Source organism: Legionella steigerwaltii (assembly GCF_001468065.1).
GTDB classification, from domain to species: domain Bacteria; phylum Pseudomonadota; class Gammaproteobacteria; order Legionellales; family Legionellaceae; genus Legionella; species Legionella steigerwaltii.
In genome coordinates this window covers 24,875-41,682 of sequence record NZ_LNYZ01000029.1, presented here as the reverse complement: position 1 = coordinate 41,682, position 16,808 = coordinate 24,875, and the positions used below count along the sequence as shown (strand labels likewise).

Genomic DNA, 16,808 nt, shown 5'->3' with positions numbered 1-16,808 from the left:
TATCTCTGAGTTTATCATCAAAAAAGAGCACAGAGCTCAATATATTATCAAACAAATGAATTTTAAAGTACAGTAAGTGACAAAATAAACCCATAGCTCATTCACCATCACAAGCTTATATATTCCTGTTTATATACCCCGGATCCTTCACTTCCACCCCTTTAATAAATGATTAATTTATCCTCAATAAAAACACTTAATAGTCACTTAATATTCTTTTTGTATAATCGCCAACATTAAGTACGTTGGGATTTTCACCTCTCAAATTAAACAACAAAAGCACTTAATGGTTACTTAATATTTCTTTTGTATAATATCGAAGCATTAGGCGATCAAAACATTAGGCGAGAGATCACCTAAGGTTCAAATATAATTTATAAGGACCTGGATTATATTTTTAAATTTTAAAAATTATTCTATGGGGAGATTCTTATGGGCGCCAAAAGCGAAATTGTTGACAATCAAATTGCAAATCTTAAGGATTACGCAGATACAGTTGCAGCGGTTCATTTATTAAAAGAAGTTGTAACCAACGGAGCAGTGGTTACAGTAGGTTCGGCAAAAGACATTATTGCTATTGAAAACACAAAAAAGGATCCTAAGATTGCAAATATCGTTAAAGCGATTTTAGCGAAAGCAGGTTCGCCTGGAGAGCCCAAAAGCCAATGGACAAAAAAAGAAGACGAAAAGTTGCATCTTGAAGCGGCAATTACTATTGGTGGTGCTGTTTATACCGTGGATTTTACTTATGATGGTATAAAAGACTCTCAACAAGAATACACTGTTAATATAACCAGCAAATTAAGTGCGGAAGTGAACCGAGGTAAATTATTTTTCGATCACGACCATACAGCCACTGTTAAATTAACCTATGATAGAGAAGGCGATCTTCGTGCGGTGACTAAGAATGGGTTATCTATCTCCGATGATAAGAAAACTTTTATTCCACATGCATATCAAAACGAGATATTAGCCAAATTTATTGATAGCCTGATTGCAGGAAAACAACAACGCCTTGCAGTCATGGGAACAGGTTCGGGCAAAAGTATTGTTATGGCCGGGATTGCTCAAGCCGTTGGACGCACAGTTATGATTGTTCCTGATAAGACATTAGTTGATCAGCAATCATCTGAAACCCAAAAAATGTTAGGTGCCGGAAAAGTCAATGGCAGTACACATATTCCTACCGTGTTTACCTTGGAAGCGATCAAACCTAACGTCGATGTTGATTGGAGTAATCTAAAGGAAGATTTAAGTGATATGGAGGAAGACGATAAACAAAAAATTAAGGAATATTTTGCCAAAGTAATTGCTGGTACTGAGCCTTTTGATCAAATCATTCTGCAAGCTGAACATCCATTATTTAAAATCATTGCCAGCGAAATAAAAGACTCAATGGTATTAATTGATGAAAGCCATCGTCATACATTTACTGAAGAAGATGCACAAGTTTTGGAAGGATTAAAAAGCCGCAACTCAATGCTTGCATTAACAGCGACACCAACTTCTAAATTATATGCTCTCTTTCCTGGTGATCCTTTAGATGATTTAAGTCTTGGGGCTGCAATTCAGTTAGGGACAATTCGCCCAATTAAACCTGAAGTGGCTTACTTGGAAGAAAAAGATTTGATTGATCAAGCAGTGATTCATTACTTTGATGACTATTATCTCGAAGAAGGAATGAATGGTTATGTTGATCCGGTCGCATTAAAAGAACAGATCAAGAAAGGCGGGGTTGAAGATTCTGTTGCACAAAAACAAGCCATTGATCAAGCTTTAGAATTGAATCGCATCCGTGCTCAACGCAACATGGGCTTTTCTGATGACAAAGCAACTCGTGAAAAATTGGCTGACACTTATCAGAAACTTGCGAATGGAGATGGACCTACCCTTGAAAAATATCAAGCGAAAGTAGCGGAGCTCAGAAAAGAATCTGAATCTAAAGCCAGAGTAGAATTGGCCAAGAAATTTGGAGCTGTAAATGAATTAGCTGTGCGTGGAGAAGTTCCTTTACGTGAAGTGAATTTAAAAAATGATATTGATAAAGAACAACAAAAAGATATTCAAAGAACAATCAATAGCTTTGCTCTTGCACTTATCTTTAATGAAAAGTTCACCGATATTGCTGAGAAAGACCGGTCTCATAAACTGGAAGAGTATTTAAAAGACTGTGATGGACATATCAGTAAATATAAAACAAAAGATGGAGAAATACCTGCTCATATTTTAAGTAGGCTTCAAGAATGTGATGTAACAAACAGGGTAAAATTAAATAGCGCCTTAACACAATTGGGTGCACCAATTTCCAAGTTGCCTACTGCGCAAAAAGAAGCCATGGTCAAATTGATTTTGGATAGAGCGGAAGCAATAGCGGCTAAGATCAAAACGTCACAACCCATAACTGATGTTGTAACTAAGGCTGCACCTGTTGATTTGGTTGCGTTAAAAGCGACAGAGGGTTATGCCAGTGCTATTGATATGAAAACGAAGCAAGATGTAATTGATGCACAACTTGCTCAAATTGAGGTAGGACTGAGAACGCACATTATAGCAGATGAGGTTATTGCCACAGGGGTGAGTATTAGAGATATCTTGAATGTGCAAGTGATCAACTCCAATTCGCCAGTTATTGAATCCAATATCAATGCGATTAATGGAATATTGTCAGGACCTCAAGCAACTGGACGTTGTGTACGGAATAAAGATGTTGAAGCTCGTGCTCAACAGTACATTGATAAGCGATATCAAGACAAAGGTCTCATCCTTACTGTACACGATATCATTGATCCTAAAGATTCGGCTGCAAAAACAAGAGAAGTTATGCTGAATAGAGAGCAACAAGCTAAAAAAGAAGCAAAAGTTCTTCATCTTCTGAAGACCGAGTTAAAAGGTTTCGATGCGTTTACGTTGTTCCAACGATGTGTACCTTTACATGACAGGATTGAAGGGCTTATCGAAAAACTGGACGTAGCCAAGAATTTATTAATCGATAAAGAGAAAACTCTTGACGTTCAAAAAGATAAAGTAGCTAAAACTTCTGAAAAACATGAGTCTAGCAAGAAATCTCTTCTTCAAGAAATCGATACTCTTGATAAAGAATTGTATATTGTACCAGGAAGAAAAGATAAGGATGGAGCAATTCCACTTCCATCTGAGTATGCTCGAAATCCATCGCTTTATTTAACATGGGTAAAAGCAACTCTTAAAAGAGCGACACTCGCATCAGAAACAAAGGAAGTACTCGAAGCGATTAAGGCGCTTGAAGTCGAGATAGATAAACTAGAAAAAGATATAAGTGAACTTCAAGTAACGATCAAAGAGGGAAGCTTAGAACTAGCTAAACTGAAGGAAGAGGAAGAGCGAATGATTCAAAAAATGGAAGAAGTCAGCAAGCTTGAGTTGTCTTAATTTTCTACTGTATAAGACCCTCCCTCGTGGAGGGTTTTTTTTATAATTAATAACGCTTAATGTAACCTGGTTGCAAGGATTACATTCTTTAGTTGACACAGTGAGTTCTCACATCACTCATCCTTAATAATTAAATAGATTAAAAGAACTAAAAAAGTAATAAATATATGGAAGGCGGGTATTAGAGCCCCTCTAAGCGATGAAGACATCCATATACCAAACCACTCACCGGCAATTGACATAAAAGTGACCTGCCAGGTTAAAAAACCCAAAGTTAGACCAGCTACCGCCCAACTTTTAGTGCTATTAAAAATCAGCGCACTTGCATGCCTTACTTTAAATAACTTCCAAGCACCGACAACACAAAGCACCGTGGTTAACATTTCCAAGCCAATGATAATAAGATAGGCTATTTGATGCAGTATGGGATTGGAAATAGCTCGATAACCAATTGCAGAATCCGCAATTAGGTCGTTCATCATCAACGTTCGTTCTACCAAAGTATAATTGGTCTTATAATCGGTCACATTACCCAGAACAACAAGAAAACAGTAAAAAGCAATTGCGAGAACACAAAGTATTTTGGATATTCTTATCATTTTGATCCTGTAGTATTTCTCACAAAACGTGACAACACATGATTAGTGCGTACCGTTGATTCCCGTAACGCCTCATTAGGGGTTAAAAAGCCTGCAAACATCGCTTCCAAAATCTCATCGTTAATGCCACGAATTTGATTCTGTGGACCGAAACGCGGTAACGGTTTTTCCTGCAACTCCCCTGCTAAATCAATACGCGCCATCAATAAAGTTGGATGATGGCTGTTGCGCAAAATATCCGCGTAGACACCTTGTAACCCTATAGGCAGATAACCTGTATGTTCATGCCAGCGTTTTTGTGTTTCAGGTCTGGTGATAAACGCAAAAAATTGGGCTATCCCTTTATACTGTTCTTTTGTTTGTCCAGCTACTGCCCATAATGCAGCACCACCAGCAACATTTGCATGTCTTATCTTACTCGCCTTTGTATCTAATGGCATGCTGGCAATTCCTAAACGGAAGGGAACTAAAGCGGCTAAGCTATTATAAGCGCCAGAAGATTGACTAAATAAAGGACAAACACCACTGGTAAATAAAATAGTGGCATCATCAACCCTTCCTGCATAACGAAAATAATGCAATGTATACCAACGTTTCAAACGTTCAAAATGACTGAGTAATTGCGGCGTATCAAAAACAGCACGCGCAGGATTATCTTGGGTTAACGGCAACCCATGAATCGCTAAAAAGGATTCAAAAAGAACCCATCCTGGGTAAGCTGTTGTATAAGTACAATCATAGCCTGCTGCTTTTAACTTCTCTGCCAATACTTCCATCTCTGCCCAAGTACGTGGAAAATTAGCTTGGGAATACCCAACTTTAGCAAGAATATCCAAGTTGTAATATAAAGTTGCGACGGAGAGATTAAAAGGCAAGGCCATTAATTGGTCATTTTTGCTATAAAATTCACGTACAGATTGAATAAAGTCCTCTTTAGGCAAGCTTATTCCTTGCTCCTGCATCAGTTCATCTACTGGTTTGATTACTCCTTTTGGGGATTCCATAATGGCGGTTCCCACTTCAAAAATTTGTACAATCGCCGGTGGATGATGTGCTCTGAATGCAGCGGCAAAACTTGTTAATGTCTCAACATAATTGCCCTTGTAAACAGGTTTAATAAAGTATTCATTTTGACTTTGGTTAAAATCATCAGCAAGCAATCTGACTTCATCACCCAAATGTCCAGCCATTCCATGCCAAAACACCAGTTCAACCCGTTTTGCCTGGGCAGATAGAGTAAAGATGACGAATAAAAGAAGAATTAATTTTTTCATGCCAATAAGTCAGGATAATCACTAAAAACCGAATCAACACCCCAGCCAAATAGCTTATGAGCCAAACGTTTGCGATTCACCGTATAAGCACAAAGAACATAACCTGCTGCTTTAATTGCCTTAACACGCTCCTCAGTTAAAACCCTGCGATTACAATGAATTGAAAAACACTCTAATTGCTTTGCCTTTTGCAACCATTGTTCATCCCAAACATGCAGAAGTAAACCCAATGGCATTTCTGGAGCGATACTTCGACATAAAACTAAAGCATCCCATGAAAAACTGGAAACCAAGGGTAAATCTTTTCCCTGTGGCCAATAACGTTGAATGTGGCTCATCACCGCTACCGCAGTTTGTTCTTCAGCACCAGGATAGGGTTTGATTTCTACATTTGCCTGTACACCCGAAAAAGACAGCCACTTCAATACCTCTTTAAAATGAGGAATATGTTCGCCTTTAAAATGTCGTGAAAACCAGGAACCGGCATCCAAAGAGTGTAAATAAGTCGACTCAACCAAGCCTACATCACCACGTCCGTTCGTTGTTCTTTTTAAATTATCATCATGAATTACAAAAGGCTCTCCATCAACACTGCACATGACATCAAATTCAATGAAATGACATCCTAAAGCCAATGCTTTGTTGAATGAAGCTAATGTATTCTCAGGAGCATAAGCAGATGCCCCTCGGTGCCCAATAATTTTTTCAACAACCAACAAAATTCATTCCCCTTTTTGTAACATGTAATATCCCTTCTCCCCCTTGGGGAGAAGGTGCCCGTTAGGGCGGATGAGGGTGATATAATGCTTCCCTCACCCCTACCCCTCTCCCATCACTGGGAGAGGGGATTTCTTTTTAACATTAATGTCAACAAAACTACTTTGTACTTTGTTTCCTATTCGAAGCAACTTCAACCAGCGCTGTTAGAATTAATTCATTACTTACCGTTAAAGCAGGAGCTGCAGCAGATGCTTCACCTACCATCATGGTATTCATCGCCTTCGCTTGCAAAGGTCTTGGCTGAGATGGATTATTTCCTTCAACAAAAACCAAATTACTCACACTGTAACTTTGTCCTGGGTACGCCTTATTAATGCGGTCAAGCTCCTCATTCACCTGTTGATACAACCGTTGCCGAATTTGACTTAAAACAGTCTGGGTTTCATCAAAACTTGGTTTAAAATCCACACTGGATACCTCATATTTGGCACCAGGTAAACTGACGTCCTTGGCATTTTTATAAATATCAGTTAACGCTTCCTGATTGACTCGTGCTTGTGCCTGCACATAGAGCTTTTCAAGTCCAGAACTATCCTGAGAGCGATCAAACTCAATCAAGTGCCAATCCCCTTTCGCGATTTTACTTAATCGCTCCATAATATCAGCGCGCGCTTTGACCAAATCAGCACTCGTTAAAGTCACATTAATACTAACTCCCAATAAAGCAGTTTGCGTTGTGACCCACTGTTTCGCTGAAAGTTGGAAATCAATTTTATCAAGAACCAATTGAGGTTGCGGTGGAGGTGGTGGTGGTAGAACATCTTCAGCAAAAGCAAACGGTGTGATAACCAGTAAAACCAGGATTCTGGCAACTATTTGGCGCATAACACTCTCCAGTCTGATGAATAATCAAATTAGTGTATACCAGCAAGCCTGAAGATACCAAATTATTAACTATACCATTGATTTAATCAAAAAATAGGAATATAACTTCTGCAAAATATTTGCAAGAGGAACATAAACAATGATTTCTGTGGACAATATATCAAATAGTAACCAAATAATAACCGAAGATGATTTCCTCGATTACGCCCTCTCTCATGATTTTGGTGACTTACACTTTAAAGTAGATCCTAAAACTGGGATGAAAGCAATAATCGCTATTCACAATACCAAATTAGGTCCCGCTTTAGGTGGTTGTCGTTTCATTGAATATCCAAATACTTATGCAGCGATTCAAGATGCAATGCGCCTTGCCCGAGGAATGAGCTTTAAGGCAGCATCGGTCGACTTACCTTTGGGGGGTGGTAAATCAGTTATTATTAAACCCAAAGGTCCATTTGATCGTGCCCAATACATGCATCAATTTGGTCGATTCGTTAATGAGTTAAATGGCCGTTACATTACTGCCCTTGATAGTGGAACCGAATTGCCCGATATGGACATTATTGCGGAACACACGCCCTATGTAGCCAGCTTATCCAAATATGATGGTGACCCTTCACCGTCTACTGCCAGAGGTATTTTGCGCGGTATCCAGGCAGCAGTCGCTTTCAAACTAGGAAAAGAAAGCCTGAAAGGAGTTCATGTGGCCATTCAGGGTTTAGGTCATGTTGGATCTTTGCTCGCCAGACATTTGCATGAATTAGGTGCTACATTGACTGTTGCAGATGTTTCTCCAGCTGCAGTAGAGCGCGCTGTTACTGAATTAGGTGCTAAATCGGTCAGTACTGATCAAATTCATAAAGTTCCCTGTGACGTTTTTGCTCCTTGTGCTTTAGGTGCAATTATCAATGATATTACCATTTCTCAATTGCAAACAACTATTGTTGCAGGTGCGGCAAATAACCAGTTAGCGCACACCTATCATGGAAATAAATTGCATGATAAAGGCATTCTATTTGCAGTGGACTACGTCATTAATGCAGGGGGATTAATTTTTGCAGCATCTAAATACCTTCATACTCCAGAAGAAAAAATTAACGAACAGATCGATGCAATTTATACTCATTTAACTGAAATCTTTGTCCGTTCTACTCGAGAAAACTTACCTACAAGTGAAATTGCAGATAATTTGGCAAAAGAGAAATTATCTTAGAGGCTGTTGACACGTCATCCCGAGTACGCGAGGGTTCTCCTCGCTGTTACTCGGGATGACACTAGTATGTGCATATCGGAAAACATAAAATTCGCGCCATATTGGCCCAAAAAAGTAAAATTTTAGGAATCTATGAAACATTTAAGCCTGACTCCCGAGCTTTATGAATACATGCTGGACAAATCTTTGCGTGAGCATCCTTCCCTAGCTGGTCTACGCAAAGTGACCTCCACTATGGAGCTGGCGAATATGCAGGTTGCGCCAGAACAAGCACAATTTATGCAATTGCTTCTCCGTCTGATCCGTGCAAAAAATGTTTTGGAATTAGGAACATTTACTGGCTATAGTGCTTTAGCCATGTCCTTAGTTTTGCCTGATGACGGTAAACTCATTACCTGTGACATCAATTCAGAGTGGACAAGCAAGGCACATCCCTTCTGGAAAGAAGCACAGCAAGACCATAAAATTGAATTAAGACTCGGCCGTGCATTAGATACCTTACAAGCCCTCATAGCCGAAGGCTGGGAACAAAAATTTGATTTCATTTTTATTGATGCCGATAAAACTAATTATGTGCATTACTATGAATTGGCATTAAAACTGATTCAGCCCAAAGGGTTAATCGCTATAGATAATATTTTCTGGGATGGTAAAGTAATTGATAAAAATGAAATTGGCGGACAAACCAGAGAAATCAGAAAACTGAATGATTTAATTAAAAAAGATCAACGCGTGTTTATTAGTCTATTGCCTATAGCTGATGGATTATTTTTAGTACAACCATCCTGAAGACAAAAAATCCCGGGTTCCGCTCGCTTCACCCAGGCTACAAATGTCTTGCTTTCCCTTCCCACCTGAGGAGAGGAAAGGATTTTATAAGTACCAAATCATTTTAAAGGAGTAATCAATAATGCAAACAAACAACAACCCCTGTGGATTAGATGGTTTTGCTTTCCTAGAGTTTTCAGGCCCAGATAAAAAACGCCTGCATCAACAGTTCATGGATATGGGTTTTCAAGCTACTGCGCACCATAAGAACCAGGATATCACCTTATTTCAACAAGGCGAAATTCAGTTTATAGTCAATGCAGCAACCGATTGCCAAGCAGAAGATCATGCCAAAACTCATGGAGCTGGTGCTTGCGCCATGGGATTTAAAGTGAAAAATGCCAAGGTTGCGTTCGAACATGCAATCAAGCATGGAGCCAGTGCATTTGAAGATTGCTCTCATGCCCATCATGGTTTACTGGGTATCCAGGCTATAGGTGGTAGTGTGATTTATTTTGTTGACGATCAACATCAACCTTTCTCAGCTCATTGGGAACATCAACCCAATAAAAAAGTAGAAGGTAATGGCCTAATACTCATTGATCATTTAACCCATAATGTATTTCGTGGCAATATGGATAAATGGGCTCAGTTTTATGAATCCATTTTTAACTTCCAGGAAATTCGTTATTTTAACATTAAAGGAAAAATGACTGGATTATTAAGCCGTGCTCTTGGTAGCCCTTGTGGAAAAATTAAAATCCCCTTGAATGAATCCAAAGATGATTTATCCCAAATTGAAGAATTTCTGCATGAATACAAGGGCGAAGGCATCCAACATATCGCATTAACTACCAACAACATTTACCATACGGTACATACATTAAGAGAACAAGGTGTTAAATTCCTTGATGTTCCAGATACCTACTATGAAATGCTGCATGATCGTCTTCCTTGGCATCAAGAATCAGTGAATCAACTTCAAGAAGAAAAAATCTTGATGGATGGTGAAAGCGATCCAAAACATGGTTTATTGCTGCAAATCTTTACTGAAAATATCTTTGGCCCAGTGTTTTTTGAAATTATTCAGCGCAAAGGAAATCAAGGATTCGGTGAGGGTAACTTTCAAGCGTTATTTGAGGCTATTGAAAGAGATCAGATTAAGCGTGGAACTTTAAAAGAAAAATCAGCTTAAAAAAATAGCATTGTAGTTTGTAGCCTGGGTGAAGGCGAAGCCGAAACCCAGGGTTTCGGATAAAAAATACGCTCCCATAACCCGGGTTACGGCTTCGCCTTCACCCAGGCTACAATCACAACTACTAAATGGGGAACTTATGAAACTTGCCAGTTTAAAATCAACATCATCACGCGATGGAGAGTTATGCATAGTTAATCAAGCATTGACTCGTGCAATACGAGTACCTCAGATCGCACCCAACTTACAATATGCCCTAGATCATTGGGATGCAGTAAAAGAAAAATTGCACGAAGTGTATCAGCAACTTAATGAAGGACGCTTGGAAAATACTTTTAATTTTGATCCACAACAATGCAGCTCTCCTCTTCCCCGTGCTTATCAATGGGCTGATGGCAGCGCTTATGTTAACCATGTCGAACTGGTGCGTAAAGCTCGTGGTGCTGAGTTACCAGAGAATTTCTGGACTGATCCCTTGATGTACCAGGGAGGCTCTGATTCTTTTTTAGGACCTAGAGACCCCATTTTGGTAACCGATGAGGCATACGGCATCGATTTTGAAGCAGAAGTCGCAGTAATTACTGATGATGTCCCTATGGGCATAAGCCATGAACGTGCAGGGCAACATATTAAACTACTGATGTTGGTCAATGATGTCTCATTGCGAAATTTAATCCCAGATGAACTGGCAAAAGGCTTTGGCTTTTTCCAATCCAAACCGTCAAGTAGCTTTTCTCCTGTAGCCATCACTCCTGATGAATTAGGTTCTGATTGGGATGGCCAACGGGTGCATCTGCCTTTATTAAGTCATCTGAATGGTCAATTATTTGGCCAGCCCAACGCGGGAATTGATATGACGTTTTCTTTCCCAAAACTGATTGAACACGCTGCCAAAACCAGAGAACTACGTGCTGGAACAATTATTGGCTCAGGTACAGTCTCTAATCTCGATCGCAGCAAAGGTTCGTCGTGTATTGCTGAAAAACGAATGCTAGAAATCATCCAACAGGGGCAAGCAAAAACATCTTTCATGCGTTTTGGTGACAAAATTCATATTGAAATGCTCGATAAACAAGGTAAAAGCCTGTTTGGAGCAATCGATCAAGTTGTTAAGCAGGTATAAGCAATGAAACTATATGATTATTTTCGTTCAACAGCATGTTATCGTGTTCGTATTGCTTTGAACTTAAAAAATATTGCTTATGAGAAAATAAATATTCACCTCGTGAATCATGGTGGGGAACAACACAGCCCAGAATATCGGGAGGTCAATCCTCAAGAGTTAGTTCCCAGCTTAGAAATCAATGGACAGGTGATTAGCCAATCACTTGCCATTATCGAGTATCTGGATGAAACGTACCCTACTCCCGCATTATTACCTCAAGATCCGTGGGAAAAAGCTACTGTACGATCTCTTGCCTTAATCGTCGCTTGTGATATGCATCCTTTGAATAATTTAAGGGTATTAAACAGATTAAAAGAGCAATTTCAAGCAAGTGAATCTCAAGTCTCAGAATGGTATCATCATTGGCTCAAAGCTGGGTTTGATGCGTTTGAAACGAAGTTACAACGGATCAAACGCAGACAACTCTTTTGTTTTGGCGATACAGTGACATTGGCCGATCTCTGTCTTATACCTCAAGTCTACAATGCACACCGTTTTCATTTTGCTATGGATAACTACCCTCTTATCAATGAAATCAACGCTCATTGCTTGACACTTGAAGCATTTCAAAAAGCAGTTCCCGAGGTTCAATAAGGTATATATGTAGTATAAATGTAGCCTGGGTGCAGCGCAGCGGAACCCGGGAAAATTGGTGGTTTAAAACCCGGGTTCCGCTGCGCTGCACCCAGGCTACAAAACACTGCAAATAAAATTTGTTTTAAAACCATGCCTTCTTTAATTCTACGGTAACAACCCCTTGAGGTGTTTTCTGAAGCATACTCCAAACATTTTTGCACCGCTGTAAATGACCGACTAGATAACTTTTACTGCTGCATTTATAACGCACAGGCATCTGATCATAAATTTTGCCTGAATTAATCGCCATACAACGCTCACCATTGGTCAACTCGATACCCCAAGGATAAGTAAGAGACATATCTAATGTTTTATTTTGCTCATTATTCAAAGGTTCATTCACCTTAATCAGCACACTGTCTGCAAGCCAAGGGGATTGAGGACATAAAGCTTCTGTCCTGTTTGGTCCTGACTTAACGAAGCAAGGATCATACGTTTTACCGCCTGCAAGACAACGCCAAGCATCTTCTCGTTCAATTAATTGAGATTGAGAATAACATTCTCCCATGAGTGTTTTTTTTACTTGCGGACTCACTTGGTCCGTCACATCACCATAGGGTCTGTATAATTTTAATATCGTATCATCAGCTGCCGCCCCTAAAGAACAAAAAAACAATGAGATACAGAACACTTTTCGCAACATAATGTTTCCTCAAAGACTACACCGAAGCACTTTCATTCTTGTTTGGGATTATCCTAATGAATCGAGAAAATCAACGTATTTTAGCACTAAGATAGTAGAAATGCTGATAACCCCGGTGTATCATCTCATTTTTAGTTAAAGGTATCTATACTTCGCGAAGCCACAAATTGGGATTGGCATTACCTAGTCCCGCTAACCAGACGAATTCTTCAATCGGAAAATGCATGGTGTAACGCAATATTTGCGCTTTATTTCAATAAGCGTATATAGACTGATAGAATTTCAATGCAACAAAACAGTGTCTTGTGACTGCGCAAAATATATTCAGAGTGAGGAGTAAAAAAATGAGTGAAGTTTTTACCATAAAGCAGTGTTTAGATGGTGAAATCAGCATTGACGAGCACGTTACCGTTAGAGGTTGGGTTAAAACCCGCCGCGACTCCAAAATGGGCTTGTCTTTTATTAGCTTGCATGATGGTTCTTGTTTTGCTCCCATTCAAATCGTAGCAACAGACAATTTAGACAATTACCATGATGTCAGCAAACTGACTGCCGGATGTTCTATAATTGCCTCAGGAAAATTGGTAGCCTCTCAAGGTAAAGGCCAAGCTTTTGAAATTCAGGCTGAGTCTATTAAAGTGGTGGGTTGGGTAGATAACCCAGATACCTATCCAATTCAAGCCAAACGACATACACTTGAATTCCTGCGTGAGGTAGCTCATCTACGTCCTCGTACCAATACGATTAGCGCAGTAACACGAATTCGTCATTGTTTATCGCAAGCCATACATCGTTTTTTCCACGAACAAGGTTTCTTTTGGATTCATACCCCCATTATTACTTCCAGCGATTGTGAGGGGGCTGGTGAAATGTTCCGGGTCTCCACCTTAGACCTCTTAAATATTCCTAAAAATGAATACGGTCAAATTGATTTCAATAAAGATTTTTTTGGTAAAGAGACATTCCTCACCGTTTCAGGACAGTTAAACCTTGAAGCATATTGTATGGCTATGTCCAAAGTATATACTTTTGGACCGACATTTCGCGCCGAAAACTCCAATACAAGCCGTCATCTGGCTGAGTTCTGGATGATCGAACCCGAAATCGCTTTTGCTACTTTGCACGACATTTGTGCTTTAAGTCAAAAGATGTTGCGTTATTTATGTAAAGCGGTTTTGGAAGAGCGTGCTGATGATATGGACTTTTTCAATCAGTTCGTCGCACCAGGATGCATTGAGCGTTTGGAACACATTGCTGACTCTGATTTTGAAATCATGACTTATACCGATGCCATTAAAATTTTGGAGCAGTGCGGACAATCATTTGAATTCCCAGTGAGTTGGGGTTTAGACTTACAGTCAGAGCATGAGCGTTATCTGGCAGAAATTCACTGTAAAAAACCCGTGATACTGACTAACTACCCCCAAGAAATCAAAGGGTTTTATATGCGTCTCAATGATGATGAAAAAACCGTTGCGGCCATGGATGTTTTGGCACCTGGAATTGGTGAAATCATTGGGGGCAGTCAGCGTGAAGAGCGTCTAGACATCCTGGATAAGCGCATCGAAGAATGTAATCTAAACAAAGAAAGTTATCAGTGGTATAGAGATCTACGTCGATATGGTACCGTACCACATGCAGGATTTGGTTTAGGTTTTGAGCGATTGGTAAGTTATGTTACTGGCTTAGCTAACGTACGTGATGTCATTCCTTTCCCACGTACACCAGGGCATGCAGACTACTAAATTACATTCTGCTTGTCTGTCCTGGGTGAAGGCATAAGCCGTAACCCGGGGAATAGACTACATAGGGGTGAAAATCTTAGTGGACAATGGGTATTTATGGATGAAAACCCGGGTTTCGCTTCGCTACACCCAGGCTACGCTCTATTTTCGGCCAAGTGATCATCTTAAGGGCAATTTTTGGAAACTGCTTCATCTTCTTTTTCTTCTGTTTCACCTTCAGCAAGAAGAGGTAGTGTTTGAAGTTTCTTTTCGCTTACGCTTTTATTTTTTAAGAATCGATTAGGGTTTACTCCCATGTCGACTAAATCATAAGTTGCTTTATCTTTACTAACTCCATTTAAGAAGTTTTTCTTAAGCTTGGCTACAGGAGATGGTTCACCAATTTGCCCATCCGTTTTTTTAAACATTCTTGTTAACTCCTATGTCTGTTGATAAAACTTATCTGAAACATCAATAACTCAGGTAAACATCCCATAATAAACATTATTGAAACTCAGATAAAACACCTTCTCCCAGTACCAAAACTCGATCCATTTGTTTTGCCAACTGCTGATCATGAGTCACAATGACCAAAGCTGTATTCATTTTTCTATTCAACCCCAACATTAAATCAAACACTTTTGTTGCAGTTGCCTGATCCAGATTACCTGTAGGCTCATCGGCCAATACGCAGTATGGTTGATGTACCAAAGCTCGGGCTATGGCAACCCGTTGTCGCTCTCCTCCTGAAAGTTGAGCGGGTTTATGTGTTTTTCTCTCTTTCAGTCCAACGTCATCCAGCATTTTGCTTGCTTCAGCCGTGGCATCCTTCACTGAGATATCCGCTAACAGCAGAGGCATTGAAACATTTTCAAGAGCGGTAAACTCAGGCAACAAGTGATGAAACTGGTAGATAAATCCCAAACCTTGATTACGTAATCGGCAACGTTGCTTTTCATTTACTTTTTGCCAATTAACATCCCTAATTAAGACATCGCCGCTTGTTGGTTTATCCAGCCCACCCATTAGATGCAATAAGGTGCTTTTCCCAGATCCTGAAGGACCAATAATTGCCAAGCGCTCACCTTTAGCAATGGACAAATCGATTCCTCGTAATACATCAACTTTAGAAGCACCATCGTTGTATGATTTACATAGTTTTGTAGCATTTAAAATAACATCACTCATAATGCAAAGCCTCCGCAATCACTGTTTTTGAGGCGCGCCACGCAGGATAAATTGTTGCAAGGAAGCTCATTAATAAAGCCATAACACAAACTGTCCATAGATCGCTCAACATAATCTTAGAAGGTAAATAATCAACAAAATAAATACTGGATGACAAGACCTTAAAATGAAACCAGGTTTGCAGATGATTCACGATTGTGGTCGCGTTTTTAGCCAATACTAATCCACCAAGCAAACCAAAAAACGTACCAACAATTCCTACCATCATTCCCTGCACAATAAACGTCCATAAGATGGTTGAAGGGGTCGCACCTATCGTTCTTAGAATTGCAATTTCTGCTTGTTTGTCATTAACAACCATTACCAAAGAAGAGACCAGATTAAATGCTGCTACAGCGATAATGAGCAATAAAATCATAAACATCATCGTTTTTTCCATTTTGACTGCCTGGAAAAACGCACCATACTGCTGCGTCCAATTGCCGACTTGATATTCTTCACCTAACAAATGAGATAATCGAGAAGTCAATTCGGGCGCTTGGTACACGTTATCTATTTTCATTTTGATACCCGTGACATCATCACCCATTTGTAATAGCTTCTGGGCATCTCCCATATTGATAAATGCCAACTTTGTATCAAAGTTAAATCCAGTCCCAGCAGAGAACACACCAACAACGGTAAATCGCTTAAAACGAGGAATCATCCCGGCAGGAGTCACTGTGGCCTGCGGGATCATCACGGTGACTTTATCGCCAATCATCGTTCCCATACTGTCTGCGAGACCTCTACCTAAGATAATGCCAAAATCTTTTAAATTGCTTAAACTCCCTGCCAGCAATTTATCTTGCAAATGACTCATCGTTTCTTCTTTTTCAGGCAATACTCCCGTTAAGACAATAGGTAAAACCTGTCCTTCATGCACCATTAATCCCTGTCCACCTACATAAGGAGCTAATGCTTTAATTTCAGGAACTGTTTGAATTTTTTTAGCCACTTCAGGCCAATCATTGAGTCGTTCGTTGGGTCCAGAAACCGTAATTTCTGGTGCCATACCAAAAAAACGGTTATGTATTTGTTCATCAAACCCATTCATTACTGATAAAACAGTAACAAGAACCATCACTCCCAAACCAATACCAAGCATGGAACTCAAAGAAATAAAAGAAACAAAATGATTCTTTTTTCGAGAACGCGTATAGCGTAACCCCATAAAAAGAGCTAATGGTTTATACATAATTGCTTTTACTTTAGTTAAAGTCTTATTGTAGAGAAAAAATCATTCAAGAGATATACCCTATAGGCCGTTCAGCGATTTTATTGTTTCGTCATCAGATAACCCACATACTTATCCACAAAATTTGTGGATATTTAGTCACTATCATAAACT

General features: G+C 39.6%; 15 protein-coding genes. 7 read left to right on the top strand and 8 right to left on the bottom strand.

The window, feature by feature from the left end:
* Positions 1-432 precede the first annotated feature (432 nt).
* Positions 433-3,408 carry a DEAD/DEAH box helicase family protein gene (locus Lstg_RS14080; protein ID WP_058478311.1) on the top strand — a complete coding sequence of 992 codons (2,976 nt, stop codon included), beginning with the start codon at positions 433-435 and terminating at the stop codon, positions 3,406-3,408.
* A gap of 113 nt (positions 3,409-3,521) precedes the next feature.
* Here Lstg_RS14080 and Lstg_RS14075 read toward each other — a convergent pair whose 3' ends face one another.
* From Lstg_RS14075 to Lstg_RS14060, 4 genes are all read right to left on the bottom strand, one after another.
* Entirely contained in the window at positions 3,522-4,007 is a 486-nt protein-coding gene (locus tag Lstg_RS14075; protein WP_058478310.1) for a DUF2165 family protein, read from the bottom strand.
* A complete protein-coding gene (locus Lstg_RS14070) occupies positions 4,004-5,281 on the bottom strand; it encodes an extracellular solute-binding protein (RefSeq protein WP_058478309.1) in 1,278 nt (425 codons plus the stop codon). The genes Lstg_RS14075 and Lstg_RS14070 overlap by 4 nt, the downstream gene beginning before the upstream one ends.
* The gene (gene ugpQ / locus Lstg_RS14065; RefSeq protein WP_115324592.1) at positions 5,278-5,997 is read right to left on the bottom strand and encodes a glycerophosphodiester phosphodiesterase; all 720 of its coding nucleotides are present in this window, start codon (positions 5,995-5,997) and stop codon (positions 5,278-5,280) included. The genes Lstg_RS14070 and ugpQ overlap by 4 nt, the downstream gene beginning before the upstream one ends.
* Positions 5,998-6,157: 160 nt before the next feature.
* The gene (locus Lstg_RS14060; protein WP_058478307.1) at positions 6,158-6,886 is read right to left on the bottom strand and encodes a hypothetical protein; all 729 of its coding nucleotides are present in this window, start codon (positions 6,884-6,886) and stop codon (positions 6,158-6,160) included.
* Between the two features lie 139 nt (positions 6,887-7,025).
* Between Lstg_RS14060 and Lstg_RS14055 the strand changes: the two genes are divergently transcribed.
* The 5 genes from Lstg_RS14055 to maiA all read left to right on the top strand — a co-directional run bounded on the left by Lstg_RS14055 (position 7,026) and on the right by maiA (position 11,821).
* Entirely contained in the window at positions 7,026-8,099 is a 1,074-nt protein-coding gene (locus Lstg_RS14055; RefSeq protein WP_058478306.1) for a Leu/Phe/Val dehydrogenase, read from the top strand.
* A gap of 132 nt (positions 8,100-8,231) precedes the next feature.
* On the top strand, positions 8,232-8,888 hold the full coding sequence (locus Lstg_RS14050) for a class I SAM-dependent methyltransferase (protein WP_058478305.1): 657 nt from the start codon (positions 8,232-8,234) through the stop codon (positions 8,886-8,888).
* A 121-nt stretch (positions 8,889-9,009) separates the two neighbouring features.
* Positions 9,010-10,062, top strand: a complete 1,053-nt coding sequence (gene hppD / locus Lstg_RS14045; protein WP_058478304.1) for a 4-hydroxyphenylpyruvate dioxygenase — start codon at positions 9,010-9,012, stop codon at positions 10,060-10,062.
* A gap of 139 nt (positions 10,063-10,201) precedes the next feature.
* Positions 10,202-11,185, top strand: a complete 984-nt coding sequence (locus tag Lstg_RS14040; RefSeq protein ID WP_058478303.1) for a fumarylacetoacetate hydrolase family protein — start codon at positions 10,202-10,204, stop codon at positions 11,183-11,185.
* A gap of 3 nt (positions 11,186-11,188) precedes the next feature.
* Positions 11,189-11,821: a maleylacetoacetate isomerase gene (gene maiA / locus Lstg_RS14035; RefSeq protein ID WP_058478302.1), complete on the top strand. Its 633-nt coding sequence runs from the start codon at positions 11,189-11,191 to the stop codon at positions 11,819-11,821.
* Positions 11,822-11,945: 124 nt separating this feature from the next.
* On the opposite strand, the gene Lstg_RS14030 is transcribed toward maiA, so the two are convergent.
* Entirely contained in the window at positions 11,946-12,506 is a 561-nt protein-coding gene (locus Lstg_RS14030) for a hypothetical protein (RefSeq protein ID WP_058478301.1), read from the bottom strand.
* A gap of 344 nt (positions 12,507-12,850) precedes the next feature.
* On the opposite strand from Lstg_RS14030, the gene asnS reads away from it, so the two are divergent.
* The gene (asnS, locus tag Lstg_RS14025; protein WP_058478300.1) at positions 12,851-14,251 is read left to right on the top strand and encodes an asparagine--tRNA ligase; all 1,401 of its coding nucleotides are present in this window, start codon (positions 12,851-12,853) and stop codon (positions 14,249-14,251) included.
* Positions 14,252-14,415: 164 nt separating this feature from the next.
* Here asnS and Lstg_RS14020 read toward each other — a convergent pair whose 3' ends face one another.
* From Lstg_RS14020 to Lstg_RS14010, 3 genes are all read right to left on the bottom strand, one after another.
* Positions 14,416-14,658, bottom strand: coding sequence for a hypothetical protein (locus Lstg_RS14020; RefSeq protein ID WP_058478299.1), 243 nt, complete (start codon positions 14,656-14,658; stop codon positions 14,416-14,418).
* A 76-nt stretch (positions 14,659-14,734) separates the two neighbouring features.
* Complete coding sequence (lolD, locus tag Lstg_RS14015) at positions 14,735-15,418, bottom strand: lipoprotein-releasing ABC transporter ATP-binding protein LolD (RefSeq protein ID WP_058478298.1); 684 nt, start codon at positions 15,416-15,418, stop codon at positions 14,735-14,737.
* Complete coding sequence (locus tag Lstg_RS14010) at positions 15,411-16,655, bottom strand: lipoprotein-releasing ABC transporter permease subunit (protein ID WP_058478297.1); 1,245 nt, start codon at positions 16,653-16,655, stop codon at positions 15,411-15,413. Before Lstg_RS14010 ends, lolD begins: the two co-directional genes overlap by 8 nt.
* Positions 16,656-16,808: the final 153 nt, after the last annotated feature.

Bases quoted from the DNA above. Each gene is read 5' to 3' on its own strand.
- Lstg_RS14080 (WP_058478311.1), top strand. From the start codon at position 433: ATGGGCGCCAAAAGCGAAATTGTTGACAATCAAATTGCAAATCTTAAG.
- Lstg_RS14075 (WP_058478310.1), bottom strand. From the start codon at position 4,007: ATGATAAGAATATCCAAAATACTTTGTGTTCTCGCAATTGCTTTTTAC.
- Lstg_RS14070 (WP_058478309.1), bottom strand. From the start codon at position 5,281: ATGAAAAAATTAATTCTTCTTTTATTCGTCATCTTTACTCTATCTGCC.
- Lstg_RS14060 (WP_058478307.1), bottom strand. From the start codon at position 6,886: ATGCGCCAAATAGTTGCCAGAATCCTGGTTTTACTGGTTATCACACCG.
- Lstg_RS14055 (WP_058478306.1), top strand. From the start codon at position 7,026: ATGATTTCTGTGGACAATATATCAAATAGTAACCAAATAATAACCGAA.
- Lstg_RS14050 (WP_058478305.1), top strand. From the start codon at position 8,232: ATGAAACATTTAAGCCTGACTCCCGAGCTTTATGAATACATGCTGGAC.
- hppD (WP_058478304.1), top strand. From the start codon at position 9,010: ATGCAAACAAACAACAACCCCTGTGGATTAGATGGTTTTGCTTTCCTA.
- Lstg_RS14040 (WP_058478303.1), top strand. From the start codon at position 10,202: ATGAAACTTGCCAGTTTAAAATCAACATCATCACGCGATGGAGAGTTA.
- maiA (WP_058478302.1), top strand. From the start codon at position 11,189: ATGAAACTATATGATTATTTTCGTTCAACAGCATGTTATCGTGTTCGT.
- Lstg_RS14030 (WP_058478301.1), bottom strand. From the start codon at position 12,506: ATGTTGCGAAAAGTGTTCTGTATCTCATTGTTTTTTTGTTCTTTAGGG.
- asnS (WP_058478300.1), top strand. From the start codon at position 12,851: ATGAGTGAAGTTTTTACCATAAAGCAGTGTTTAGATGGTGAAATCAGC.
- Lstg_RS14020 (WP_058478299.1), bottom strand. From the start codon at position 14,658: ATGTTTAAAAAAACGGATGGGCAAATTGGTGAACCATCTCCTGTAGCC.
- lolD (WP_058478298.1), bottom strand. From the start codon at position 15,418: ATGAGTGATGTTATTTTAAATGCTACAAAACTATGTAAATCATACAAC.
- Lstg_RS14010 (WP_058478297.1), bottom strand. From the start codon at position 16,655: ATGTATAAACCATTAGCTCTTTTTATGGGGTTACGCTATACGCGTTCT.